The sequence below is a fragment of the Paenibacillus sp. Y5S-9 genome (genome assembly GCF_036894235.1).
Lineage (GTDB): Bacteria > Bacillota > Bacilli > Paenibacillales > Paenibacillaceae > Paenibacillus.
The window spans coordinates 5036231-5062225 of the sequence record NZ_CP145887.1; the positions used below are offsets into that span (position 1 = coordinate 5036231).

A 25995-nucleotide genomic window follows, 5' to 3' on the forward strand; every position below is an offset into this window, starting at 1 on the left:
AGCCCGTTTTCTTCTAGTTGCGCTTATCCCAATTATTATTATACCTCTCAACTTTCACAGCAGAAGCGATTGACAGAAATACCGCTTGAGATAACTTCAGGCGGCATTTGCTTTCAATTTTTACGGTTGACTACTCGTGAAGTAATGCTCTAAACGGGATTTTGTTGCTGGATGAGGCATATAAATCATGATTCGCTGATCTGGTTCATTTGGAAATTGAAGGGTGACATGCTCAAATTCAATAACTCCAAAAGTGGGGTGCAACAGCCTCTTGTAGCCGTCAAGGGAGCTTGGCACTTCATGATACTGCCACATCCTTGTAAAGTCAGCACTTGTCCTCTTCAGATCTTCGATTAACTTGTCGAATGAATCATCGTTCAGATAGCGTGCTCTTGACGTTCTAAACTCGGCAATCATTCTCCGTGAGACACTTTCCCAATCCTCCGATCCCTCTTTCCACACAGGATCCGTAAATTGGCGCCACATCAAATTATAATCATGCGGAGGTGATACCTTATTAATCGTAAATACAGCATCTGCCGCTTTATTCCAAGCGAGAAAATCCCACTTTTTCCCGATTACATAGGCCGGATTAGGATTCAATTCATTCAGCATGTCCTGAATGGATGGGCTGATTTTCTCTTCAACACTAGACGATTGAGGAGGCAATGATTCTCCAGCAAGCAGAAAGAGATGTCTTCGCTCATTGGGTGTCAGCTTGAGCGCAGAAGCCAAGCTTTCCAGTACACCTACCGATGGACGGATATCACGACCTTGTTCAAGGCGTGTATACCATGAGAGCCCTATGTTGGCGATCCCAGCGACTTCTTCTCGCCGCAAACCTCGTGTGCGACGACGATTGCCAGGCAAAAGGCCGACATCAAGGGGAGAAAGTGAGGAGCGTAAATCTCTTAAGAAATTACCTAGCGCTAAACGGCGCTCACTGTCGTTCAAGTAAAACCTCCCCCTTATCCTATCACTCGTAAACCCACCATCAAGCAGGTTCTCGTGACCATTTAATAGTCAAAGTATACTTAAGCCAGTTGATGAGATCAACAATTCCAGGCAAGGAGAATGAATATGACAACCATTGCAGGACAAATGTTGGCGAGCAAGGTAGTAATGATTACAGGTGCAGGGCGAGGTATTGGAGCTGAGGCAGCAAGGCTGTTTGTACAACAGGGAGCTTCTGTGATGCTTGTTGCAAGAACAGAGTCTGAGTTGCGTAAAGTCAGGGATGAAATTGTGACGTCGGGCGGAGATGCAGCGTATTTTACAGCCGATCTGTCAGATGCAAGCAACGTTGAAGAAGCTGTTAAGGCTACAGTGGAACGATATGGTCGTCTTGATGCTGCTTTTAATAACGCAGGCGTCGGAGTTACTGTATCATCGCTGGTGGATGAAAGAGAAGAAGACTTCGATCTGATTCAGTCAGTAAATTATAAAGGCGTCTGGCTGTGCATGAAAGCCCAGATTAAAGCTATGATGGAGACTTCGGGGTCAGGCTCTATTGTTAATACCAGCAGCGTGGGTAGTCTGAAGGGGAATCCGGGATTGGGTGCTTACGGGGCATCTAAACGAGCGGTAAACAGTCTGACTCAAACGGCTGCGGTCGAATATGGGCCAGCGGGTATCCGTGTCAATGCCATTGCTCCGGGAACCACAATGACGGATATGATTCAGCAGTGGGTTTCTATTAACCCCGACATTATTGAACAAATTAGTGCTAAGACACCTCTTCGACGTCCGGCTGAACCTATAGAGATTGCTAACGCAGCCGCTTGGTTGCTTAGTGATTATTCCTCTTTTGTTACCGGGGTCGTTCTGCCTGTAGACGGTGGACTTAGTGTATAGAATTCGTGGCTACGGTCGAAGTGTAAAAGGCTTATACGGTATAATCCATAACTCAGATCTGACTAGGTGTACACGAAAAAAGATACCTTGCAACATAATATCCGTGTCTTAATTGATGTCAATAGAGAGTCAACTTGCATGCAAAATAGGGGCCAGTCACTCACTAACGTGAGTAACTAGCCCCTTGCTTTGATGTAAATATGAATATACAGACCTTAATCAACACTTTAACAGATCGAAAAGAAACAGTCTATATTTTTGGAAAAATATTCTATATATTTAGGTAGCTGGCCGGCAAAATACAGATGAAACGGAGCATACATCAATGATGTCCAACAACCATCTTACTCGTGAAGAATTACAGGATTATGTGTACAATGTATTTGGTGCCGGTTACCACATAACGCAGAGCGCAAGAATTCATGGAGGCGCACAAAAAGTCATTTACAAAATTGATTGCACGAATGGTTTCACTTGTATGTTGTACGTTTGGGATATTTCCAGCAACTATTTTCAGGAAGAGATCTTGAATGAACCCACTTTCCACAGTTCCTATGGCAGCGAACTTTTCACTTTGAATACTCGCTTTCTCGCTCAACATGGAATTCGAACACCAAACTTATATGATCTGAATAACGATAGAGATCGGCACGCTTATGATTTTGCTCTTGTTGAGTATGTGGATGGACAGAAAGCCGAAGCCTATTTCCAGCATAAAAATCACAAAGATCGGAATGAGTTGTTTCAACGGATCAGGGATATGTTGTCTACTATGCATAACATCCAAAGAAACGTTTATGGAAACGCCAACGATAACAGCAAAAAGGCTGGACCTTGTTACAAAATTCAGCGGTTGGATGCCGAAACAGCCTTATCCTATGCATCCAAACATATGACAGATATCAGGAAAAATAACGAAAGGCTGCTTGAGAAACTTTACGAATTGGAAGCAGCCATTCAACCCAGAGATCTCTATAGTTTCATTCATGGAGAGTTAGGTCCGGATCATATATGGATAGATCATGCTATGCAACCATGCCTTATTGATATTGAGGGCGCAGGATTCTTCGATCTCGAATATGAGCATAGCTTTCTGGAATTTCGATTTGGAGACTTTTATCACTACTTAAAAAATAACGATCTCGACCCGGAGCGGATGACATTTTATCGATTTTGCCATCATTTGTCCTTGATATCAGGAGGATTGAAACTGCTTCACAGACAATTCCCCGATCAACAATTCGCTAGGGGTCTCGCGGAGTATCATGCCAGATGTGCAATTCAGATGCTTATGTGATAAGAACCATATACATGAATATGGATATAAGCCTGAAAGGAGGTTTGAGCATGGAATTTATTTACGAAGATGAAAAACTTGCAGTGAGCGTTATTCAAGCCATTCACACTGGAGATATCCCAACGTTAGAGCAACTGCTGGCAGAGAATCCAGGATTGGCAAAGATAAGAATATCGGAAAAAAAGCCTGACAATGTAGATGCAGACTCCAGTATCTCTCGAACGCTGCTGCACGTGGTGACGGATTGGCCGGGGCACTTCCCTAATGGAGCGGATACCGTGCGAGTATTGATCAAGTTCGGTGCGGAAGTGAACGCTCCTTTGGTCGGTCCAAACATCGAGAAACCTTTGCATTGGGCTGCAAGCTCCAATGATGTTCAAGTGCTCGATGCCCTTCTTGATGCTGGTGCAGACATGGAAGCGCCTGGCGCGGTGATCGCCGGTGGCACACCGCTGGACGATGCTATTGCTTTCGCACAATGGGATGCAGCACGACGCTTGGTTGAGCGCGGTGCGATCTTTGCCCTTTGGCATGCGGCCGCCCTAGGAGATATTCACGCCATACTAGAACATTTTAAAGGAGTCAAACTCCCGGAACGTTATCCTTGGGGAACAAGCACCTCCCCTTCTCCTCCCGATGCAGTAACCGTTGCCTTCTGGTGTGCTTGCCATGGAGGTCAAAGAGAAACAGCCGAGTACCTGCTTGACCAAGGCGCCGAACTGAACTGGATAGCCAGCTGGGATGGAATGACTCCACTGGACACGGCAAAACGTAATTTTTCAGCTGAACTGATCCCGTGGCTTGAAAGTCAAGGTGCCACGTCTGCTAGCGAGATTCACAGGTAGATGAATGGCTAGCATGGAATGGCCAATCGCCAGCGACTTAGTTATGAGGAGAATCCGGTGGCTACTGGGGAAGTGTAGAAGACTCCAACAATCATACACAACGAAAAGGACATCGCCACTTGAGCGATGTCCTTTTCGTTGTGTAGTGACCCTAGAACCGTGAGAGGCGACAAGGGTCTAATTCATTTCTTGATTTACCATCAATAATTTCACTTGCAGCCAGATTCGCAATCAGCGGCGCCAGCGTAATTGCAGAATGCATTAGCGTCAGATAAAGTCCATTCATGTGATCATGGAAGCCCACAATCGGATAACCGTCTTCAGGCATGGGTCTCCATCCAACCTTTATGCTCTCCAGTTCCAGTTGATTTCCGTGCTTGAGACTGTGACGCAATGTGTCGTAAGCTCGCTTACCGACCGCCTGTGGTCCGTTTTCCTCCGACTCGTCGATATAATCTTCCGCAGCCAGCAGCGTATAATCTGTCAGTTGACGCGCTTCAAATTGCGCATTGGATATTAATGTGTGTATCAGTTTATTAGCAGTTTTCATCCGAATCAGAATCGAAGGTGACGAAGTTACCGGCACGTGACAACCTAACGGGTTACAAAGTTCGGGTGTACCTGTTCCTGCCGCCAAGACCACAACATCCGACTCCACAAAACCCTTGGATGTATGAACACCAACCAGACGGGAACCCTCTTGCTTCAGCTGTGTAACGTTGGTGTCGAACTGAATCTTTGCTCCGTACTCTTGCGCTTTGCTCAACAACAGCTCCGTTACCGCTATAGGGTCCACCGCACCTTCTTCGCTGACAAACATGGCTTCATCCGGATATTCCTTCAGATTGGGCTCCAATGCCTCAAGCTGCCCCCGGTTTAATTTTTGAAAGTGTTGCTCCCTTAGAGGCGGAGTGTCCCAAGTTAGCGCGCCATGCCAATGAATTTTCAGTTCGGACAACTCTTGCTGAAGTGTGTGATATTCTTCCACAGCTGCATCGTACAAATGCCAGTATTCAGGAGCCACTCTATGCGTCGTATGTATCCAGGCAAATGATTTTTCCGTGACTTCACGCGCCGCGGCTGAGTGCCGTTCAATAACAGTTACATCTTGATTTCGTTTGGCTAGATGATAGGCCATACACGCCCCAACAATCCCTGCACCAATGATCACAATTTTTTGTTTATTCAAAACTAACTCTCCCTTGTCACCCTATCCCCCAAGGAATCGATTTTCCGAGGTTCGGATGGATGTGCTCCTTTTTCGTCTTCTTCGCCGTACAGCTTCTCCATATGCTTCATATGGCCGGCTCCCCAGTTGCTCATTGTCTGGAGCACAGGTTTCATGAGCTGTCCGTACTCCGTAATCGAGTATTCGACCTTTGGCGGAATTTGGGCATATACTTCCCGATGCACAATATCGTGATACTCCAGTTCTTTTAACTGCTGGGTCAGCATCTTTTTCGAAATATCTGGAATGGCTTTTTGTAATTCGCTGAACCGCATTGTACCGTTGCTCAGCAGGCGTAGAAGAATCAATGATTTCCATTTACCCGTGAGGATATCCAAGGCCGTTCCGAATCTGCAATATACCGTCATTCTTATTCCTCACTTTCTGACCATACCCAGGTTTACTTTTGGTTACCTGGTTAGGTTTAAGTGCCTACTTCCTGATTCGGCTTTCTCACTTTAGTATAGAGGCAGATATTAAAATCGAGCAAGTGAGGGGATAAGAAAAGATGAATGTAACGTTATGGATCGTACAAATCATATTGGCGCTAGGTTTTGTATATTCTGGATGGATGAAAACCATTCGTATCGAGTCGTCAAAAAAGACCTGGGCCTGGGTCAATGATGTGCCGAAGAATCTAGTTGTTCTGATCGGTATCGCGGAGCTACTAGGAGCACTTGGCCTAGTTTTGCCTTGGGCGCTGAACATCACTCCGGTGCTTACGCCGATCGTCGCAATCGCTTTGGCTACGGTCACCCTGTTCGGGATGCTGTTTCATGTTTGGCGTAAAGAGTACCGGGAGCTTGGCGTTAATATCTTTTTTATAATTCTGGCATTGGTCATAGCCTTTGGAAGACTATAAAGGAAACGGTGGACTGATCCGATGTACTGCGCAATACGAACCCCATGTTTCGGGTGCCTGGTTTCCGTTGAACGAACCGCTAGCGGCCTGTGTACCACAGCGCATAATAAAGACCATGTACATGGAGAATTCGGCGATTTTCTTTAGATCATGGAGAGGACATGACATCAAACATTTCTTGCTTTTATACTCGAAAGTTATGAGAAGAATCTGGCACTACCGGGGAACGTTTTGGAAAGTGACAAAAAGCCACTAATATTATTATATAATAACCTCACCACATAAAAGGCTGGCTTCAACAGCTCATGGAAGGAAGACAACTCTCTATTGAAAGCAACCTTGAATGTACAAGAACACATACTCATCTGGAATTGTGCATCGCTCAAAATCATGGATGTACGACATATTGTCATACAGGCCGACGAGTGCGTACGTCCTTACCTGTTCCCTGCAAGCGCCTTTTTGTACGTAACGAATGGTAATGCAACCGTGATCTTAGACGGAAATGAGCATGCTACCAAACCATTTTATATGCTTCATGGGGGCAAAAACACCCGTCTGGACATCATCCCAACGGACGAATCCTTTCATTATTACCTAATTTTCTACAAAGCCTCCTTACCGCTATCTGGCAAGCAGCATACACTTCAACAACCGGATCAACCATTGCCATTCCATCTCCAGTACGGTTTTATTCCATATCATCCTGCCATCCTCTACGAAATCACTGAGCGAATGCTGGGCGAGTGGAATAGACCGGGACGCTTGGAGCGACTCCATACCAAAACACTATTCTATCAATTTGTATATGAATTGCTCAGACAAATGGATCAACAGCAGGTCAGCATTGTTAGGCCTAACCTTGCTTCTCAGCTTATTCGCTATATGCAGGAGCACTACGCCCAGCCGCTGACGCGGGAAACCCTCGCTCGTACATTCCATTACAGCGTCCCTTATCTGTCCAAGTACTTCCGACGTGAAACTGACGCAAGTCTAATCGATTACTTAATCGGTATTAGGATGAACAAAGCAGTGACGCTGCTGCAAAAGACCGAGTTATCTCTGCAAGAAGTCGCTGTAAGCGTCGGATATGCTGATGTATCCTATTTTATAAGAATGTTCAAAAAGCATACAGGAGTCACACCAAAGCAATTCAAGGATGAGTCCGGACAAGTGACAAAAGGTTCTTATCGTCCTATCCTTAGGCTTCGATCATCCATTGCTCCGCGTAAACTCCGTCGTTATATTGATATCAGAGATGATAATCATTATCAACATAGCGAAAAAGGAGATTTACGGATGTATAGAAGCAAACTACCTCTAGGAATTACCCTACTGTTGTGCCTAACTCTATTGGTTAGCGCATGTTCCAGGCCAGCAAACACGAATGGAAGCACTGGCAGTACGCAAAGTCCAACTGTAGGTGCAGAGAGTAATATCAGTAACACCACAACCGGCAGCTCGGAGCTGGTAACCTATTCTGCGGTTAACGGTGAAGTACAAATCCCCAAAAAACCTCAAAGGGTCGTAATGGTTGCAGGAGCCTTTACCGGTCATTTGCTAGCTCTTGGCCTTAAGCCTGTTGGAACTGGTGATGAGTCCTTTAACAGTTATACAGAAGGAAAGCTCGATGACGTTGTCAACATCGGTAACGATGTACCCTACGAGAAAATCATGGAGTTGCAGCCGGATTTAATTGTCGTTTGGAATGACCCTGAAACGATCGAAAAGCTGTCCAAAATTGCGCCGACCGTCGCTGTTGAATATGGAGTACCTCTGCGGCAGCAATTGATGGATTTTGGCAAGATGACTGGTAGAGAAGAGCAAGCGATGGCCTGGATCGCAGAGTGGGACGCTAAAATCGCTGAATATAAACCACTCGTGGAGCAAGCGGTAGGTGATCGCACTGTTTCGATTTTTGATACGGGAAGTGCCAAAGAATTCTATGCCTACGGAAGCTTTGGTAGAGGTGGAGATATTATTTATGGCGAGTTCGGCCTGAAGGCACCGCCGATAATCCAGAAGGAAGCCATCGACAGCGGCAAAGGTTGGGCCAAGTTATCACTTGAATTGTTACCACAATATGCAGGAGATTATATCTTTATTAGTGGATGGACAGGTGATGAGAGTGGGGATCCCGTTTTTGAAGGTCCTATCTGGGATAACCTCCCTGCTGTCCAGAATAACCACGTTTATCGCGAGGAAAGCCGTGGCTTCGTGTTTAGTGACCCAATTTCGTTGGAAGCCCAACTTAAATTTGTCGTAGACAGCCTAACCAAAACGGAGTGAAATTGAGTAGACCACGGTATGTACGAGGCGAGGAGCAATCCTCGCCTTTTTATGTTTTTGTATAGTCCTTATCTTTCATTTGAAAAGAATTTGAAAACAAAAGCACACACATAAACAGGGACCACTCACCATGATCGCAAGGGGTCCCTGTTTATGAACTTGTTATAGAGCTAAATTTCCGTTAAGTGATGGTAAGGCCGCCACTTGCATATCCGGCTACGGTTGTAGCCACATCAATTCCGGCTGTTACTGATGCTGAGAACACCATAAGCAGGCGGTCACCTGCAGATACTGGAATACTCAGTCCTGTAGTCACTCCGCTGGATATTGTGCCCAGTGCCAAAATGCCGGTCAGTGGAGGAGCCAAGGTTACCAATGCACCTGGTACAGCTGTAAAGGAGTTATTAGGTGTAGTGGATCTGAATAATTGTGCAGTTAAGGTTACTGTAGATCCAACCAAACTAAGTCCAGCTGTCGTGCTGAAATAAGCGGCCAGTGAAGTAATCGTTCCTGCACGAGATGCCGAGAAAGCAAAGTTAAGCAATGTGCCTGCAGCGCCTGTGAGATCAATAATCCCCCCGTTAACACTTACTCCGGTAGCACTGTTGCCAAAACCAACTAAACTGGAAGTATTCAAAAGTCCACCCAAAACTGTAGTCAAGACAACTGGAAGTCCTGATGCATAAGGAATAATTGTTCCAGAACCTGTCGCACCCGTAGCCCCGGTTGCTCCGGTTGTACCTGCTGTGCCTGTCGCTCCCGTTACACCCGTTGTGCCTGTTGCTCCGGTTGTACCTGCTGTACCCGTCGCTCCCGTTACACCCGTTGTACCTGCTGTACCTGTCGCTCCCGTTACTCCGGTTGTACCCGCTGTACCTGTCGCTCCCGTTACTCCGGTTGTGCCTGCTGTACCTGTCGCTCCGGTTACTCCGGTTGTACCCGCTGTACCTGTCGCTCCCGTTACTCCGGTTGTACCTGCTGTGCCTGTGGCTCCCGTCGCTCCTGTTGTGCCCGCTGTACCTGTCGCTCCCGTTACTCCGGTTGTGCCCGCTGTACCTGTCGCTCCCGTTACTCCGGTTGTACCTGCTGTGCCTGTGGCTCCCGTCGCTCCCGTTGTGCCCGCTGTGCCTGTCGCTCCCGTTGCTCCGGTTGCACCTGCTGTGCCTGTCGCTCCCGTTGCTCCGGTTGCACCTGCTGTGCCTGTCGCTCCCGTTGCTCCGGTTGCACCTGCTGTGCCTGTGGCTCCCGTCGCTCCTGTTGTGCCCGCTGTGCCTGTCGCTCCCGTTACTCCGGTTGCACCTGTTGTGCCTGTCGCTCCCGTTGCTCCTGTTGTGCCCGCTGTGCCTGTTGCTCCCGTAGCCCCAGTTGCGCCTGTAGCTCCGTTGATGCTTGGGGTTTCACCCAGCAATTCGGAAGAAACCAAACGATGGGCTGTTACCAAAGCGCCTGTGCTGCTCTTACCCCATACGGATACTTGCACAGGATCATTAACCGTCGCTGTTGTTGTAAAAGTAAACTCGAAGGCATCAAGATTCGCAAAATAGTTGTTGGTTATTATTTGATTCGGTGCGATGTCAAAAGACTCACTGACATACAGCACCCTCATTCCACCACTCATGTAATACCCTTGTATTTGTATGGTTGAGGTACTCACATCACTGCGGTTATCAATTTTGACTGTAACTGTCTGAGTCGGCCTTACACCGCTAACAGCATTATTTTCTATTGGCCCTGTTGATAAAAAGCTCATCGCTACATCTCCTCTTTTTGGGATTTCTGATCTGCTAGATGTTATTAACTGTTTTTTCGTGCTCGACCACTCGGTGTGCATCAACCAATTGTCCAGAGGCTTGTTTGCCCCACACTGAAATCTCTACTTCCTCCACGCCTTCCTCATCTGTTCCAAAAACAAACTCAAAAGCATCTAAATCTGCAAAATAATTTCTGGTCACTGCTTCATTAGGGGCAATACTGATTACTTCACTCACATACAGCGTTCTTGTTGTGCTTAACACATAACCCTGAATGGACACTGTTACAGAATCCACCTCAGCCCGACTTACCAATCTAATCGTTACCTGTTGGGTCGGTCTAACCCCGGAAACCGGATTGTTTTCAATCGGCCCAGTTGACAAAATAGCCATTTTCCCATCCCACCTTTATGAACCTCTGACTCTAGCAGTATTTGGCATAAGCTCACTCGATAGTAATATTCAAACACTCAATCAACGGTGTGGACAAAACACAGGGGGCACCCCACCATTATCACTTAACAACCTTCTACGCTCAGGGCTTTAGCTATACAAAAATTGGAATATGTACAACATGGGGATGAAATTATGCTAATGCAAGTTGAACAACAAGTAAGCGAGTATTTTGTTTTATAACCAGGATCGATTCCAGAAAAAAACGAAAATAACCGTTCCTCTGGTAGATTCCAGGGAAACGGTCACAGCTTAAGACGTCTTTTTTCGTATCTAATTGTTGGCCGGGTAAAGCTATGCTTGAAAGTGTAGTTTTATAGAATATGAGATCGTATTTTACCATCAAGCCCAATGTTAAACACATAGAATAATGATCTTCTTCATCCTCTACTAAAAAATAGAAAAAGATTGTATTATCTTAAAATTGTGATATGATATCGTCAAGTTAATAAACATTTAAAAGAAAATATGAAAAATAATTACATTTAAATGTGACCAAACTTCTTTCTTCGCCAAATTTCAGTGTTCTAACCCATTTTATTGAAAGCGATTACAAAAAGAAACCTGACAGATTATAGCTTTTCTAATCGCACTCATAGATGCAGGCTTACTTCGGGTTATAGCCACTCCCCTTGCTGCCGTGACCACGTACCCGGTGCACAGGTCGTCTGGCTTAAACCATATATGACAACATGAAGACTTATCCTAACAGCCAACCTAACCATTATTTCAAGAAGGGGGTGACATGAGGGAAATCTCTTCCTTTTTTCGGCATTTCATCATCTCAGCTATTCTGAATTTCAGCTCACCAACTAATCCAATCTCATGGAGGCGAAACGTATGATTCGTAAACCGCTAGTTTTGTTGTTGTCGTGTCTGCTAATCTTTGTCACCCTGCCCGTTGAATCCAGCCATGCAGCCAATGCAGCCGTTGCCAAACTTCCTGGAAACTCTAATCCCCTCATCGATCATAAACTGGGAGCCGATCCTTATGTGCTCGTCCATAACAATCGGGTCTATGTCTATATGACAGGTGATGCATATCTGTACAACAGTGACGGCTCTGTCCGAGAGAACCAGTACAGCACAATCGGGAAAATTAACGTCATCTCTTCAGCTGACATGGTGAACTGGACAGACCATGGTTCCATCCCTGTAGCGGGTGCAAATAATGCCAATAATGGACAAGGGATTGCCAAGTGGGCTACCCAATCCTGGGCTCCTGCCATGGCGAAGAAAACCATTGCTGGCAAAGAAAAGTTTTTCCTGTATTTTGCCAACTCGGGCGGAGGTATTGGCGTGCTCACGGCGGATTCCCCCATTGGACCGTGGTCCGATCCACTTGGTCGTGCCCTCCTGACTCACAGTACACCAGGTATGTCAGGCGTCACCTGGCTCTTTGATCCGGCTGTACTTGTCGATGATGATGGCTCTGCTTACTTGTATGCTGGAGGCGGCATTCCAAACGACACCAACGCTGCTTCCATTGCCAATCCCAAAACAGCTCGGGTCATTCGTCTCGGTGCCGACATGACCAGTGTGGTGGGCAGTGCTGTGACTATTGATTCTCCTTATATGTTCGAAGATTCCGGCATCCACAAGTATAACGGCAAATATTATTATTCCTACTGCATCAACTTCGCGGGAACACATCCCACTGCATATCCAAAAGGTGAGATCGGATACATGGTCAGCGACAGTCCGATGGGGCCTTTCACGTATAAAGGACACTTTCTGAAAAATCCTGGCACATTCTTCGGCGTAGGCGGCAATAACCACCATGCCGTGTTCCAATTCAACAACGAATGGTATGTGGCGTACCATGCGCAAACGGTAAGCAAGGCATTCCTCGGTGATGGTAAAGGGTACCGTTCCACACATATCAACAAACTGACACATAATGCGGATGGAACAATCCAGGAAGTTCAGGGGAATATGACAGGTGTACCTCAGACTACTAACCTCAACCCGTATGTCCGCGTGGAAGCAGAAACCATTGGCTGGCAAGCAGGAATTAACACTGAACCAAGTCAAGCGAGCGGTGGCCCTGTAGCCAATCAGAATGTCACTAACATTCATAACGGGGATTGGATCGCGGTCGGTAATGTTGATTTTGGCTCAGCTGGAGCCTCCAAGTTCAAGGCCAATGTCGCTTCTACCGGAAATGGCAACATCGAGGTTCGACTGGACAGTCCGACAGGCCCACTAGTTGGAACACTTAACGTAAGCTCAACTGGTGGTTCGCAAACTTGGCGCGAGATGGAGACCAATGTTACCAATGCTACAGGGGTACATCGTTTGTATCTGGTGTTTACAGGCTCGGGCAATGGAAATCTGTTCAAACTGGACTACTGGCAATTCACATCCGGTTCGGGCGGCAACCCTAACCCAAATCCTAATCCGAACGTTACCCGTTACGAAGCCGAGAATATGACGCTTGGCGGCCAATACGCTGGCGTAATCAGTTCCCCTTTTAATGGAGTCGCTCTTTACGGGAACAATGATTATGCAGCATACAATCAATATTTTGCATTCCCAACCCATCAATTCTCTGTTCGCGGCGCTTCCAACAACAATAATACAGCTCGTGTTGATCTGGTCATCGGGGGTGTAACCGCTGGTTCTTTCTACTTCACTGGAACGGAGCCGACCGTTCAAACCCTCACCGGCATCACTCACGCTACAGGCAATCAGGAAATCAAGCTGGTCGTAACAACGGATAATGGCACCTGGGATGCTTACATTGATTATCTGGAGTACTCTCTTTAATTCATAGGACATGATCAATTGGGAGGATAGAATATGTGGAAAAAAATCAGTACTCTTCTACTCGCTCTTCCTTTGCTTATAACATCATTCCCTTTGACAAGTCCCGCTGCTTCAGCCGCAACGTTCAGCAATCCGGTTATTTACGCGGATGTTCCTGACAGTGACGTCATTCGGGTGGGCAATGCATTTTATATGACAAGCACAACGATGCATATGAATCCGGGAGTACCCATCATGAAGTCTTATGATCTGGTCAACTGGAGCATCGTAAACTATGTATACGATACGCTTGGAAACGGGGATATACAGAATCTGAACAATGGACAAAACGAGTATGGGCGTGGTTCCTGGGCGAGCAGTTTGCGGTACAACAACGGTATATATTATGTGGCCTTTGGCTCGCTTTCCACGGGCAAGACGTATATTTACCAAACCAGCAATATTGAAACAGGGCCATGGACACCTTACACATTGAACAGTTATTACCATGACCCCTCCCTTTTGTTTGACGGAAATCGAACCTTTCTTGTTCATGGCAGTGATAACATCAGTATCGTTGAGCTGACACCTGATGCCAAATCGGTTAAATCCGGCGGGCTCAATCAGGTCCTGATTCCAAACGCAAGCAGTGTTGCCGGCTCCAACATGATTGTAAAGGCAGAAGGAGCACACATTCAGAAAATCAATGGCATGTACTATGTATTCCTGATTGCCTGGCCTTCAGGTGATGGTCGCATTCAGCTTGCCTATCGTGCAAACACATTGACAGGTCCATACACAGGTAAAGTTGTACTCAGAGACTCGGGAATCGCCCAAGGAGGCATCGTGGATACCGCATCCGGCGCTTGGTACGGCTTGCTGTTTCGTGATAGCGGGGCCATTGGACGCATCCCCTATCTCGTTCCTGTGACGTGGTCGGATAACTGGCCTGTGTTTGGGGTGAACGGCAAGGTTCCCCTTACCATGAATATGCCCGTTGAAGGTCAGCCTGCTGCCAAAATCTACGGGTCCGATGAGTTCAACGCAACCACATCAGGCACACCCTCAGTAACGCAACTGTTAGTGAACGGCGGCTTTGAGGAAAGTAACATTCAGCCGTGGACCAGCAACAATACGGCAACCATCACCGTAACAAATGCCGAAGCATTCAGCGGTACAAAAAGTCTGCTCGTCAGCGGCAGACAGCAGACAGCAGGCGGAGCCAAACAGATGGTTACAGGCAAGCTGGTTCCGGGAGGAACATACTCTTTTTCGGCAAAGATCAAATACACTACTGGTCCTGCAACCAAAACGTTCAATCTTAGCATCCAGAACGGTGCAAGTTATACCGGAATTACCATTATGGGCAGTGCGACGTTAACCCGCGGACAGTGGGGTACCATTCAAGGTACGTATACCGTTCCGTCAAATGCAGACCTGTCCCAAAGCTTTATTTTTGTGGAAACACCGTATAACTCGAATCCGGAACCGACCAATGATCTGATGGCGTTTTATGTGGATGACGTCTCCTTGACGAGCAACTCATCTTCCGGTACATCCAGTCTCGCTACTTTCTGGCAGTGGAATCATAACCCTGATGCTGCCAACTGGTCCCTGCTCCAGCGGCCCGGTTTCATGCGGTTAACCACAGGCAAAATCAGCAAAAATCTGTTAGAAGCCCGCAACACGTTGACACAACGAACCTTTGGTCCAAAAAGCACGGGAATTACCGCTTTGGATACAGCAGGCATGAAGGATGGTGATTATGCCGGACTCGCTGCTTTTCAGGCCAGATATGGTTTTGTTGGCGTAAAAATGACGGGCAGCACCAAATCCATCGTTATGGCTAATGCCAGTTCCGGCACCATAACCGAAGTAGCAACTATGCCATTAAACCAGAACAGAATCTATCTCCGCGTCATCTGTGATTTTACGAACCAGACAGACAAAGCCTACTTTGCTTATAGTCTGGATGGCAGCAACTGGACCACCATTGGCAATACACTTCAAATGTCTTACACCCTGCCACACTTTATGGGATACCGGTTTGCACTATTCAATTATGCAACCAAGTCTACCGGAGGATATGCAGATTTCGATTATTTCCGCGTAGAATAAATGTGGTTTTACTCGGTTATTAATTTTTCGCTTATTGATCAGGACCTGGAACTCCACCATGTGGGGAGCCAGGTCCTTTTCAGTACATTTCTTATGAAGAGCTTCACCTTTTAACTTCAAAAATCCTGAATCTTGACAAGGATGAAGCATATCTCATTCAAACTTCATGTTCCATATATCACCTCTATAGTAAGATATAAAGTAATGAAAATACTTAAACATTTCTAATCTGTAAGGAGGGTTTCATGTGAAAAATATAATTGTCTTCGGTGCAAGTAAAGGATTGGGCGATGCATTCGTCCGAGGTGTGCCACAGTCTGGTGATAAAGTCTGGGTGGTCTCCCGCAGCAAACCAGAAAGTCTGACCGTGGCGGATGGCGTCGAGCGAATATGGATTCAGGCTGATCTTTCCGAGCTTCAAGCCGCAGAGCAAGTTGCTAGTCAGCTTCAAGGCGAAACGTTGGATGTGCTTATTTATAACGTGGGGATCTGGGAAAAGGAAGGATTTGAAGAGCACTACACGTTTGATAAGGACGAACCCGCAGATATCAGTCAGCTGATCCATGTAAATGTGACTTCAACGATTGTATGTATACAGGCTTTACTGCCTCATCTCCGCCAGTCTGAAGCAGGGAAGATTATCCTGATCGGTTCAACAGCCGGTTTGAGCAATGCAGGCAGCAGCCAGGTTTCATTTGTCGCTTCCAAATTTGCCATACGGGGTATCACGGAAGCTTTAAGAGAACATACGAGAGATGACCGCATCGCGGTGACATGTATCAATCCGGGAGAACTGGCGGCAGAAATCCCTTATGAAGACGGAATGGAACGTGCACTCGCCGAGTATGACGGGACCCGTATTCCCCTACAGGATATGGTCGCCATCGTTCGATGTATTATCAGCTTGTCCAAAGCGGCCTGCGTGAAAGAGATCAACATACCCGCATTAACGGATACAAACACCTAGATAACAAGACATCTGCCGACCCCAATTGGTCAGTTCACCTGAGTTCGTTCTGTATATATGCTGGACAAAAGCCCGTTTACATTAATACTTGCGACAAGTGTGCAATACCTATGGAATTCATGCGTTCATGTTCAGGGATATTTTCATATAACAAATGGGATTTTCCAGCCTTGGCCAGCTGATCACGCATAGCTGCAATCCGTCCTTTGTTAACATCAATAAAACGAAAATCGATTTGGCGCAACTGCTCCATCCCGGTTAGTCCAGCAAACGAATCCGCCTTGAGCGCCGTATTCATCTCTTTCAGTTCAATAGACTCCAAAGCACGGGCTGTCCATAGATGTGTGGTATCCCGTAACGATTTCATATAGTCCAGTTCGAGCTGTCTGAGAGAGGTCATATGGGAAAAGTCACATAACTGTTCCAGCTTGGGTAAGGACAGATGCAGATATTCCAGCCCACGCATCTGTTCGAGTCCCTGGATACTCGTCAGTTTGCGAACAGAGCTTAGCTTCAACATTGAGATGGTCGACTGTGTCAATACATCCAGTCCCCCTTTTAACTCACATTGATCCAGGGACAGATACTGAAGCATGGGCAGTTCCGCCAATACTTCAAGACTTTCGACCGTGCAGTTCAGAATGAGCGTGTGCAGTTGGAGGCATGCTGCAATGGAAGCCAATCCGTTGAATTTGCCACGCAGTTCAAGAAAGGTTAATTGTCTGTAGTGTTCAATAAAATCGAGCCGGGTTGCCTTTGCAGGTGAATTCAATCTTAGAAACTGCATTTGCTCCATGGCACCCAGAATCGTCAAATCCTGTGCCTGCGAAAGATCAAGCTGCAAGGCAGACACATGTTTCAACTGGGCCAGTCGCCCTAAAAATCCCGACGAATATACCCCTTTAGGGTCCATATGTGATATGTGCAGGATCAGATCCGGCCGGGCAAAGAACACTTTAGCATCTAGCTCGGCAAGGTCCTCGTATGTATCCGCGCCAACGCGAAAATGAACCGTTGCTCTGCGGCGCAACAGATGCACCGCCTGGTGCATCTTTTCGGCATTCCATGGAACCCCCTGTATTGAAGCATGCCATAACTCACTCACAGATAATCCCCCTTTTCCACCCATAGTTCCAATTCATTCCATTATAAACAACATCGCCTGGATGAACCACCACCGATCCCCCGTTTTTTTATTTTTTTTATCTTTTCATTCTTTTCATCCATCCCCTTCATTCTTCTCATTTTATCGTGCCTTTCCTTCCCATTGCTTTCAGGATTATTCGACAGAAATCTACAGAAAACTATAGAATATGCCGACATATAACTTAGGCGTTTTGAGCTTTTTATTACTCATCTGGGGAGATGGAATATCGAACATGTTGAACAAGTGGGGGAAAAAGGGAGCACGGACATCCAGTATGGCAAATACGTTGTCCATTGTGCTGCTCGTCATTATCGTAGTTGTCTTTGCCGTGCTGGGAACATTTATGTTTGCAAGTACACGAAACATTCTGGTGAAACAGCAGGAATCCATGCTCCAGACCAAGACACAAGCCATTGTTAGTGAATTTGATGCACTATTCAAGGAAAAAGGTGCGCTGGTCAAGCAAATGTCCACCAACACATTATTTCAGCAATACATAGAAACAACAGCATCTGCTGCGGATGCGGCAAGTTCTACCTACGCTGCGGAAACACAGGCAACACTCGCCGCTATCGTTAAGGCAGAGCCTTCGTTTGCCGATGCCTGGGTCGCGGGTCTGGATGGAAAAGGCTTTTGGATTCAAAATGATGGTGTCGTATCTGCACCGGACTTTGATATCCAGTCACGTCCATACTACAAGCCGGTTACCGACGCAGACGGACTTTATTTCTCCGATCCGTACATTGATATTGCAGCAGGCGATGTACTCATGGGTATCTTTTATCCGATCAAAGACGAAAACAACACCACGATCGGCTTTGCCGCAGCGGATATTGCATTCAAGGATATTCCGGCGATTATGGAGAGTTATTCCCTTGGAAGCACGGGCTATTCCATGTTGCTGTCCAAGAGCGGGGAAATTCTGTACCATCCAGATCAAGAGAAGGTATTGAAGGAGAACATCCTGGACAGCACGGGGGACATGGGGGACATCGGCAAGAAAATGCTTGCCGGTGAAAACGGCGTACAGCTTATGAACGACAATGGGGAACGTCGATATATCGGCTACGCTACCAGCAAGGATACGGGATGGTCCGTTGGTCTGACCATATCCGAAGAAGAAGTTCTCGCGGAATTAAAAACATTCACGTGGATTACGCTTGGCGGCTTTGCTGCAGCCACCCTTCTGCTTGTGATTATCTGTTACATTACCCTTCGCCGTCTGTTACGCTCCATACCACAGCTGCTGGCCAAGATTAAACAGATTGAACAAGGTGACCTGACTGTCAAACTGGATATCAAATCTAATAATGAAATTGGACAGATCGCGACAGGCTTGAATTCCATGGTGCAGAAAATTCAGAGCATGCTGCAAATGGTCGGTAGCTCGGCGCAAATCCTGAACCAGTCGTCGAATGATCTGCAGGCCATCTCCTCACGAACGGCTGTGACCATGAATGACACATCAACAGCCATCAACGAGATTGCCAATGCAACGAATTATCAGTCCATCGAAACGGAAAATATTTTACGCAAAACAGGGTCGTTATCCAGCCAAATTGATGAAATTGCAACCGATGCGCAGGCTATGGGAACGGTCGTGCAGACATCTGCTGATCAAAGCAGCCAAGGACTTGCGGTCGTGGAGCAATTATCAAAATGGTCCGAGGAGAACCATCAGTCCACCCAAGCAATGTCCTCTATTATCCAGGAGATTGACCTGAGTCGGAATGAAATATCCAGTTTTGTGGATACGGTCAAACAGATAGCCTCTCAGACGAACCTGCTTGCCCTGAATGCCTCCATTGAGGCTGCACGTGCTGGCGAACATGGACGAGGATTTGCTGTCGTTGCCGAAGAGGTCCGCAAACTTGCAGAACAGACAGCTCAGGCAACAGAGGAAATCAACAAAAAGGTAAATGTTATTGAAGAGAAAACGACCCTATCGGTTGAACATACCATGCGCGGTATGAAGATTGCGGAGGAGAATGCCAAATCCGTAGAAGATACCAAACATGTATTCTTCAGTATTAACCAAGACCTGAAAGATCTGCAGCAACGTATGATGCAGATTACCACTAATACCGCCAATGTACACAAACACAAAGATGAGATATTCCAGGCACTGGAGATTATCTCTTCCACCACAGAGGAGAACTCGGCATCGACGGAAGAAGTAAGCGCCAGCACGCAGGAGCAGCTGGATAGTATCGAACAGGTAGCGGATCTGTCAAAACAGTTGAACCAGCTATCTGGCAAACTGCAAGAGGAACTAAGTCAGTTTAAAGTAAAGTCATGATCCGCAAGCTTTCCTCTGCTCTTCTCTTTTAGTCGCTGTCCATTTATTATTAATGAATATGCGTACGAAGAGGATTGGAGGCTGAATCATCATCATGAACTTTGCCAAACGAATGGATCATTTCAACGAAGGAATTTTCACCCGGTTGCTGGAGATCAAGCGCCGCAGACTGGAGAACGGGCAGCCCGTTATTGATCTCAGTGTGGGTACGCCGAATATCCCACCTGCGCAGCATATTATAACTGCACTATGTGAGGCCGCAGCTGATCCGGCTAATTATATATATGCTGTGAATGATCAGAGTGAGTTGCTGCAAGCTACAAGCGATTGGTACAAGCAGCGCTATCAGGTCGAGTTAGACCCGGCAACACAAATCTGTTCCTTGCTCGGTTCACAGGAAGGGCTGGCACATATATCCCTCTCCATTGTCGATGAAGGTGACCTGGTGCTGGTCCCTGACCCCTGCTATCCCGTCTTCGCGGATGGACCGCTACTGGCAGGTGCAGAACTGTATTATATGCCGCAAAAAGAAGAAAACGGGTATGTTATTCAGCTTCAGGATATACCGGAAGATATCGCTCATCGAGCAAAATTCATGCTGGTCTCCTATCCCAACAATCCAACAACCGCGATGGCACCGGATCAATTCTATCTTGACCTGATTGCCTTTGCCAAGAAGTATGATATTATCGTGCTTCACGATAATGCGTACAGCGAGCTCGTGTTTGACGGAAAATCATGTGGAAGCTTTCTTGCGTTTCCTGGCGCCATGGACGTCGGTGTGGAGTTCAATTCCCTGTCAAAAACGTACGGACTGGCCGGAGCTCGAATCGGCTTCTGTGTGGGCAATACAACCATGGTCTCCATGCTGAAAAAGCTAAAATCCAATATGGATTACGGGATGTTCCTTCCGATCCAAAAAGCAGCAATTGCCGCCATTACCGGTGATCAATCCGAGGTTGAACGGGTCAGAGCTATTTATGAACAACGCAGAGACATCCTCTGTGAGGGCTTCAGCAATCTCGGTTGGCCGATTGCCAAACCTGAAGCAACGATGTTCGTCTGGAGCCGCATTCCCGCTCACTACGACAGCTCAGAGCAATTTGCCATGGATCTGGTTACACATGCAGGAGTCATTGCAACGCCAGGAAGTGCCTTTGGTCCTTCAGGGGAAGGGTATGTGCGCTTCGCCCTCGTTCAGGATAATGAAATATTGCAACAAGCGGTACAATCCGTCGATGACAGCGGGATTCTGAAATCCAGCTAACGGGAGTACGATTCGAATGTGCTCAAGCAAAAATCCCCTCAAGGTCCACAGGGAGTAAGAGTTTCACGTTTGATAACGTGATCTCTACTTCTTGTAGACGTGAGGGGATTTTGTCATTTGGTGCGGGAGTAGACATTCATTGGGTGATTTAAGATCACGGCTGAATGGTACCACGTGACAGCAAAAGCCTGCTCGGGGAGCAGGCTTTTTGTTTCAACGATTTATACAGACTTGCGCCAGTTAGAACGATACATCAGATACAAGAAGTACGGTGTTCCGATGATTGCAATGAGTATGCCTGATGGAATCTCTGTCGGTGCCATGACGGTTCTGCCGATGGTATCCGCGAGCACCAGCATGACTGCACCCGCTAATGCGGATAGGAACATGGATCGTCTTAACTTATTCCCCGTCAGTAGCCGAACCATATGTGGTGCAATCAGGCCGATAAAACCAACGGTTCCTACACAAGCAACCGCACCTGCTGCAAGTAATACACCAACTGTCATGGCTAATAATCGTGTACGACGTACTCCGAGACCAAGCCCGGATGCACTATTGTCGTCAAATACCAGCAGTTCGAATCTGCGTGCAAGCCACCAAGCCACCGGTACCAGAATAACTAAAAATAATCCGATAACCCTCACCTGTTCCCAGGTACGAGCATAGGTACTTCCTGTCAGCCAGATATATCCGCTGCTACCGTATACCGCACCACGGACAATCAGAATCTGAATACCTGCTCCAGCAATGGCAGACATCGCGATCCCCAGCAACACAACCGCCGAAGGGTTCAGTCCTTTCTTCCAGGCGAGGGAGAACACAACCACTGCAGCAATGGCTGCACCGATGATTGCCGCAATTGGCAGCAAGTATATCGGAAGACCTGGCCATAAGATGATGACCATCATCGCTCCAAGCCCTGCACCTGAGGACACACCCACAATTGAAGCATCTGCCAGCGGGTTACGTACCGCCATCTGAATGAGCACACCACTGATTGCCAGTGCAGCTCCTGCACCTGCGGCAACAAGTGTACGCGGAATCCGAAGCTGAATCAGCGCGGAGAACAGTCCATCCGATTGGAACAGACTCGGTAACCAATCAGCCAGCGGAATTCGCATACCGCCAAACATCGTACTGAGCAAGATAAGCACGACCGTTATGACTGAGAATAATACAGCCATCGGGCCAAATGCAAAGCGACGCGCAGCTCCTCCTGTGCTCATTGAAGTAGACATGCCTGATCCGTTCGCAGCCTTCATGCGTGTAAGAACAAGCCAGATGAGCCACGGTGCACCAATGATCGCCATAACGGCACCCGTTGGCAGTTCCATGCTGGAGTTATGCACCATCTTGGCGAGGACATCTGCTCCAACCAGGAGCGCTGCGCCCCATATGAACACACCGGGTAAAAGTAATCGGTTAGAACGTACACCACTCAATCGAACCAGATGAGGTGCGACCAGTCCCACGAAGCCAATCGGCCCAATTACACTTACAATCACAGCAGCCAGCAATACAGCTAGGATTAACCCTCCTGCACGAGCCAATGCAACCTTTTGTCCCAAGGAAGAAGCCGTTGATTCATCCAACTCCAGCATATCCCACTGTCTGGACAGGATTAACGCGAGAAGGGTAATACCAACCACCCAAGGCAAAGCATAAAACACACCACTCCAGTCATTCTGGACAAGTGTTCCGGAGCCCCAAAGGAACAGCCCTTGTGTCTCCATGGAGAAAAAAATATGTAATGCGCTTGTAAATGAACCAAGCACCATCGATACAATCATACCGGACAACGCAAGTCGAACCGGGCTTGATGTTCGTCCACCGCCCATGAAATAAGCCGCAAATGCTGCCAGCAAACCACCTAGGGCTGCGAAAAGAAAAGGTGACTGACTTAATAGACCTGGAAAAGCGATAGCTCCCAGCACCACCACAAAGTATGCTCCCGCATTAATGCCCAGCGTATCTGAAGCAGCCAGTGGATTACGAGTAATCGTTTGCAGCAAAGCGCCCGCAACAGCCAGTGCGCCACCTGCAAGAATACCAATCACTGTACGCGGCATGCGCAAGTCCCAGACCATATTATGCTCTAATGAATCCTGTCTGCCTGTAAGAGCGTCCCAAACGACATGCAAAGGAATGGATGCTTCTCCATAACAAAGACTTACAAAAAAAAGCACGATGAGAGCGGTTAGACCGCCCCCATATATGCTTATTGTGCGCCAATTCATAGCTGGCTTAGATCCTTGAACCGAACTCATTTGGTAATCGCCTCGACTACCCCATCAACCAATACTTTGGAGGAGATCGGTCCACCAAATGTCCATGTTGTACTATCGAGTTGATATGTGCGTTTTTCCTTCACAAAGTTCAGTCCGTTCCATACCGAGTTATCTTTCATGGCTGTGCCAAAGACGTCATCGTCTGGTTGTGTAATATAAATGAAGTTACTGTCCTTTACATCGGTTAAGGATTCAATACCTACTGTAGAGAAGCCATAGTTCTCAACTTTATCCGGCTTCCATTCGTTAACCAGTCCGATTTTGTCCAAAGTACCAATCACAACCGAGTTATCGGTAAACATACGCAGGCTGACTGCATTTTGATATGTGAACGCTTGTGTCAGGGCAAAATTGAAGTTTTCTTTACCCGCAGCAGCCAGTTTTTCTTTGGCTTCTACATAGTGCTGATCGAGATCACTAAGAACTTCTTTTGCTTTGTCTTCTTTGCCCAGAGCCGTTGCAATGTTAGTAAAGATCTCTGTCATTTTGTCATAATCATAACCGTTACCATCATACGGATCATATTCAATTGTTGGCGCAATCGCGTTAAGCTGATCGTAGACCGCCGTGTTATTATCTGCATTAGCAATGATGAGATCTGGCTTCAATGCAGCAATAGCTTCCAGATTTGGTTCACTGCGTGTTCCGATATCCGTTACACTGTCATCCAGTGCTGCTTCGGATGTTACCCACACTTTATAGTTAGCGTTATCTGCGTTACCTACTGGTTGAACACCCAGGGCAACGACATCTTCCGTATATGTCCATTCAAGCGTAACGACACGTTCTGCTGGCTTGTCAAGCTTAAGCTCTCCACGTTTATGCTTCACAGTAACAGGACCTGCTGTCTCTTCAGCCGGAGCACTACCCGAGCCACTACCTTGACTTGTATCTATTGTAGTCGTGGTTTTACCACAGCCCGCCAAAACCAGCACAAAGGCCAGCATAATCAACAGTCCATTCAACCCTTTTTTCATATCTCTTTTCTCCCCTGTTAATATGTATTTATATGATAACAATTATCATTATCACTATTGGATTATGCCGTAGGAATGGATTTTTGTCAATGGAAAGTACCTTATTCCCATTCTTTTATGAAATAAAAAAGGAAAGGAATAGCTCAAAAGCCATCCTTCCCTTATACTGTTTGCATTAACTCAACTGCATCGTAGTGATGCATGTATTATCATTTTCGTATGTAGACAATTGCGTTTCTGCAACCTTTCCATCTCCAACAATACGAATCAGATAGGTTCTGTCTCTAGGCACCCAAAAATCCATAAACCCGTTCGCACCAGACTTCATCACTTCATCTTTCATAAAAGTGTTGCCTTGAGAATCGTGAATGGTAACGCTGAATTCCTTATTGCTCATTTCCCCCTGACAACCGGTCAAGCTATGAATTGCACAGGGATGGGTCTGATCCACATAGGGCGCAATCGAAAGGAAAAATTCATTTTCAGGCAAATCGTATGTAGTGGTCTTTTTATCTTGATCGGTGACGATTAACTGTTTGGCATTAATGGAGGCAGATTCCGGTGTCTCTTTTCCTGTGCTGATATCTTCCACCAATTTTCGGATGTTGGGCGCACTGGCTGTGCCTGCCTCATCCTTGCCCGTATTGCTTGCAAACAGATAGGTTCCGATTACAATTACAACCGCAATACTTGCAATGATCCATATTTGTTTCTTCATCTGGAGTCCATCTCCTCGTCCGTTTTGGTTTATTATAAGGTAGAACACAGTGATACGGACAGTTTACGACACCAAAGTCACCATATATTCACATTTTTGTATTGTAGTAAGAGTAATCTGCTGCCTGTGCACTGTATCATTGATAAGTAAGGGAGGTTGTGTATATGTTTAAGTCTCCATCTGTATCTGACACCGATCGAAGAGTACACAAATCCAAACTGGCTCTGAAGACAGCCCTTCTGGAATGGATGTCCCGTAAGCCATTGGCCAGTATAACCATCACCGATATTGTCAAATCTGCTGATTTGAACCGCAGCACATTTTATAAGCATTATGTATACAAAGAAGACCTGTTTGATGAATTGTTAAATGACGTGATTGACGATCTAAAATCAGCCTATCGAGCACCCTATCAGCATTTCCGAGATTTCGATATTAAGGACCTTAACGCCTCAGCAATTCAAATTTTCGACCATGTATTGGCTCATGCCTCCTTCTATACATTATTGGTTCATTCAAACGTGCTACTGGATTTTAGGGATACACTCTATATAACACTTAAGAACTTGTATCTGGAGGATGTGACCGATCTGTCGCCTGATCCACGGTTGGATAAAGAACTTCTCGCCTGTTATCAGGCTAATGCCGTTCTTGGTTTAGTTACGAGTTGGGTGAAAAGCAACTTCAAATACAGCGCCTCCTATATGGCTGAACAACTGTTGGAATTCACACGCATGAACCGATCCCAAGAGATCTATCGGTCTAATCTCCATTCTGCAATGAGTCCATCAAGATAACGTTACGCCATAACTCAGTAGTGGGATCTGTTGTTAAAAAGAGGTACTGTCTCCCTTGAAGCTTGAGAGACAGTACCTCTTTAATAT

Annotated in this window: 20 protein-coding genes; 11 read left to right on the top strand and 9 right to left on the bottom strand. The window is 46.6% G+C overall.

Going from position 1 to position 25995, the window contains the following annotated elements; translation table 11 throughout:
* Positions 1 to 120 precede the first annotated feature (120 nt).
* Positions 121 to 954 (bottom strand): helix-turn-helix transcriptional regulator, encoded by an 834-nt coding sequence (locus tag V6669_RS22175; protein ID WP_338588090.1) that lies wholly within the window; start codon positions 952 to 954, stop codon positions 121 to 123.
* 126 nt (positions 955 to 1080) lie between these two features.
* Between V6669_RS22175 and V6669_RS22180 the strand changes: the two genes are divergently transcribed.
* The 3 genes from V6669_RS22180 (at position 1081) to V6669_RS22190 (ending at position 3996) form a co-directional block, all read left to right on the top strand.
* Positions 1081 to 1854, top strand: coding sequence for an SDR family NAD(P)-dependent oxidoreductase (locus tag V6669_RS22180; RefSeq protein WP_338588091.1), 774 nt, complete (start codon positions 1081 to 1083; stop codon positions 1852 to 1854).
* A 325-nt stretch (positions 1855 to 2179) separates the two neighbouring features.
* Positions 2180 to 3151 carry a phosphotransferase gene (locus V6669_RS22185; RefSeq protein WP_338588092.1) on the top strand — a complete coding sequence of 324 codons (972 nt, stop codon included), beginning with the start codon at positions 2180 to 2182 and terminating at the stop codon, positions 3149 to 3151.
* 50 nt (positions 3152 to 3201) lie between these two features.
* Positions 3202 to 3996: an ankyrin repeat domain-containing protein gene (locus V6669_RS22190; RefSeq protein WP_338588093.1), complete on the top strand. Its 795-nt coding sequence runs from the start codon at positions 3202 to 3204 to the stop codon at positions 3994 to 3996.
* A gap of 151 nt (positions 3997 to 4147) precedes the next feature.
* Here V6669_RS22190 and V6669_RS22195 read toward each other — a convergent pair whose 3' ends face one another.
* Positions 4148 to 5185, bottom strand: coding sequence for an FAD-dependent oxidoreductase (locus V6669_RS22195; RefSeq protein WP_338588094.1), 1038 nt, complete (start codon positions 5183 to 5185; stop codon positions 4148 to 4150).
* A 2-nt stretch (positions 5186 to 5187) separates the two neighbouring features.
* On the bottom strand, positions 5188 to 5592 hold the full coding sequence (locus V6669_RS22200; protein ID WP_338588095.1) for a helix-turn-helix domain-containing protein: 405 nt from the start codon (positions 5590 to 5592) through the stop codon (positions 5188 to 5190).
* A gap of 140 nt (positions 5593 to 5732) precedes the next feature.
* On the opposite strand from V6669_RS22200, the gene V6669_RS22205 reads away from it, so the two are divergent.
* A complete protein-coding gene (locus V6669_RS22205) occupies positions 5733 to 6086 on the top strand; it encodes a DoxX family protein (protein WP_338588096.1) in 354 nt (117 codons plus the stop codon).
* A gap of 327 nt (positions 6087 to 6413) precedes the next feature.
* Entirely contained in the window at positions 6414 to 8375 is a 1962-nt protein-coding gene (locus V6669_RS22210) for an AraC family transcriptional regulator (RefSeq protein ID WP_338588097.1), read from the top strand.
* Positions 8376 to 8556: 181 nt separating this feature from the next.
* Here V6669_RS22210 and V6669_RS22215 read toward each other — a convergent pair whose 3' ends face one another.
* Both V6669_RS22215 and V6669_RS22220 read right to left on the bottom strand, forming a co-directional pair.
* Positions 8557 to 10125, bottom strand: a complete 1569-nt coding sequence (locus V6669_RS22215; RefSeq protein WP_338588099.1) for an exosporium glycoprotein BclB-related protein — start codon at positions 10123 to 10125, stop codon at positions 8557 to 8559.
* 34 nt (positions 10126 to 10159) lie between these two features.
* Positions 10160 to 10519 (bottom strand): hypothetical protein, encoded by a 360-nt coding sequence (locus tag V6669_RS22220; RefSeq protein WP_338588100.1) that lies wholly within the window; start codon positions 10517 to 10519, stop codon positions 10160 to 10162.
* Between the two features lie 900 nt (positions 10520 to 11419).
* Here V6669_RS22220 and V6669_RS22225 point away from each other — a divergent pair.
* From V6669_RS22225 to V6669_RS22235, 3 genes are all read left to right on the top strand, one after another.
* Positions 11420 to 13348 (top strand): carbohydrate-binding protein, encoded by a 1929-nt coding sequence (locus V6669_RS22225; RefSeq protein ID WP_338588101.1) that lies wholly within the window; start codon positions 11420 to 11422, stop codon positions 13346 to 13348.
* 33 nt (positions 13349 to 13381) lie between these two features.
* The gene (locus V6669_RS22230) at positions 13382 to 15445 is read left to right on the top strand and encodes a family 43 glycosylhydrolase (protein ID WP_338588102.1); all 2064 of its coding nucleotides are present in this window, start codon (positions 13382 to 13384) and stop codon (positions 15443 to 15445) included.
* Positions 15446 to 15692: 247 nt separating this feature from the next.
* Complete coding sequence (locus V6669_RS22235) at positions 15693 to 16412, top strand: SDR family NAD(P)-dependent oxidoreductase (protein ID WP_338588103.1); 720 nt, start codon at positions 15693 to 15695, stop codon at positions 16410 to 16412.
* Positions 16413 to 16488: 76 nt separating this feature from the next.
* Here the strand turns inward: V6669_RS22235 and V6669_RS22240 are convergent, their stop codons facing one another.
* The gene (locus tag V6669_RS22240; RefSeq protein WP_338588104.1) at positions 16489 to 17517 is read right to left on the bottom strand and encodes a hypothetical protein; all 1029 of its coding nucleotides are present in this window, start codon (positions 17515 to 17517) and stop codon (positions 16489 to 16491) included.
* A gap of 274 nt (positions 17518 to 17791) precedes the next feature.
* Between V6669_RS22240 and V6669_RS22245 the strand changes: the two genes are divergently transcribed.
* Complete coding sequence (locus tag V6669_RS22245) at positions 17792 to 19858, top strand: methyl-accepting chemotaxis protein (protein ID WP_338588105.1); 2067 nt, start codon at positions 17792 to 17794, stop codon at positions 19856 to 19858.
* 94 nt (positions 19859 to 19952) lie between these two features.
* Positions 19953 to 21125 carry an aminotransferase class I/II-fold pyridoxal phosphate-dependent enzyme gene (locus V6669_RS22250; protein WP_338588106.1) on the top strand — a complete coding sequence of 391 codons (1173 nt, stop codon included), beginning with the start codon at positions 19953 to 19955 and terminating at the stop codon, positions 21123 to 21125.
* A 221-nt stretch (positions 21126 to 21346) separates the two neighbouring features.
* Here the strand turns inward: V6669_RS22250 and V6669_RS22255 are convergent, their stop codons facing one another.
* From V6669_RS22255 to V6669_RS22265, 3 genes are all read right to left on the bottom strand, one after another.
* Positions 21347 to 23395, bottom strand: a complete 2049-nt coding sequence (locus V6669_RS22255) for an iron ABC transporter permease (protein WP_338588107.1) — start codon at positions 23393 to 23395, stop codon at positions 21347 to 21349.
* Positions 23392 to 24393, bottom strand: a complete 1002-nt coding sequence (locus tag V6669_RS22260) for an iron-siderophore ABC transporter substrate-binding protein (protein WP_338588108.1) — start codon at positions 24391 to 24393, stop codon at positions 23392 to 23394. The genes V6669_RS22255 and V6669_RS22260 overlap by 4 nt, the downstream gene beginning before the upstream one ends.
* A gap of 175 nt (positions 24394 to 24568) precedes the next feature.
* Positions 24569 to 25111, bottom strand: coding sequence for a CueP family metal-binding protein (locus V6669_RS22265; protein WP_338588109.1), 543 nt, complete (start codon positions 25109 to 25111; stop codon positions 24569 to 24571).
* A gap of 164 nt (positions 25112 to 25275) precedes the next feature.
* Here V6669_RS22265 and V6669_RS22270 point away from each other — a divergent pair, with 164 nt between their 5' ends.
* Positions 25276 to 25908, top strand: a complete 633-nt coding sequence (locus tag V6669_RS22270; RefSeq protein ID WP_338588110.1) for a TetR/AcrR family transcriptional regulator C-terminal domain-containing protein — start codon at positions 25276 to 25278, stop codon at positions 25906 to 25908.
* Positions 25909 to 25995 lie beyond the last annotated feature (87 nt).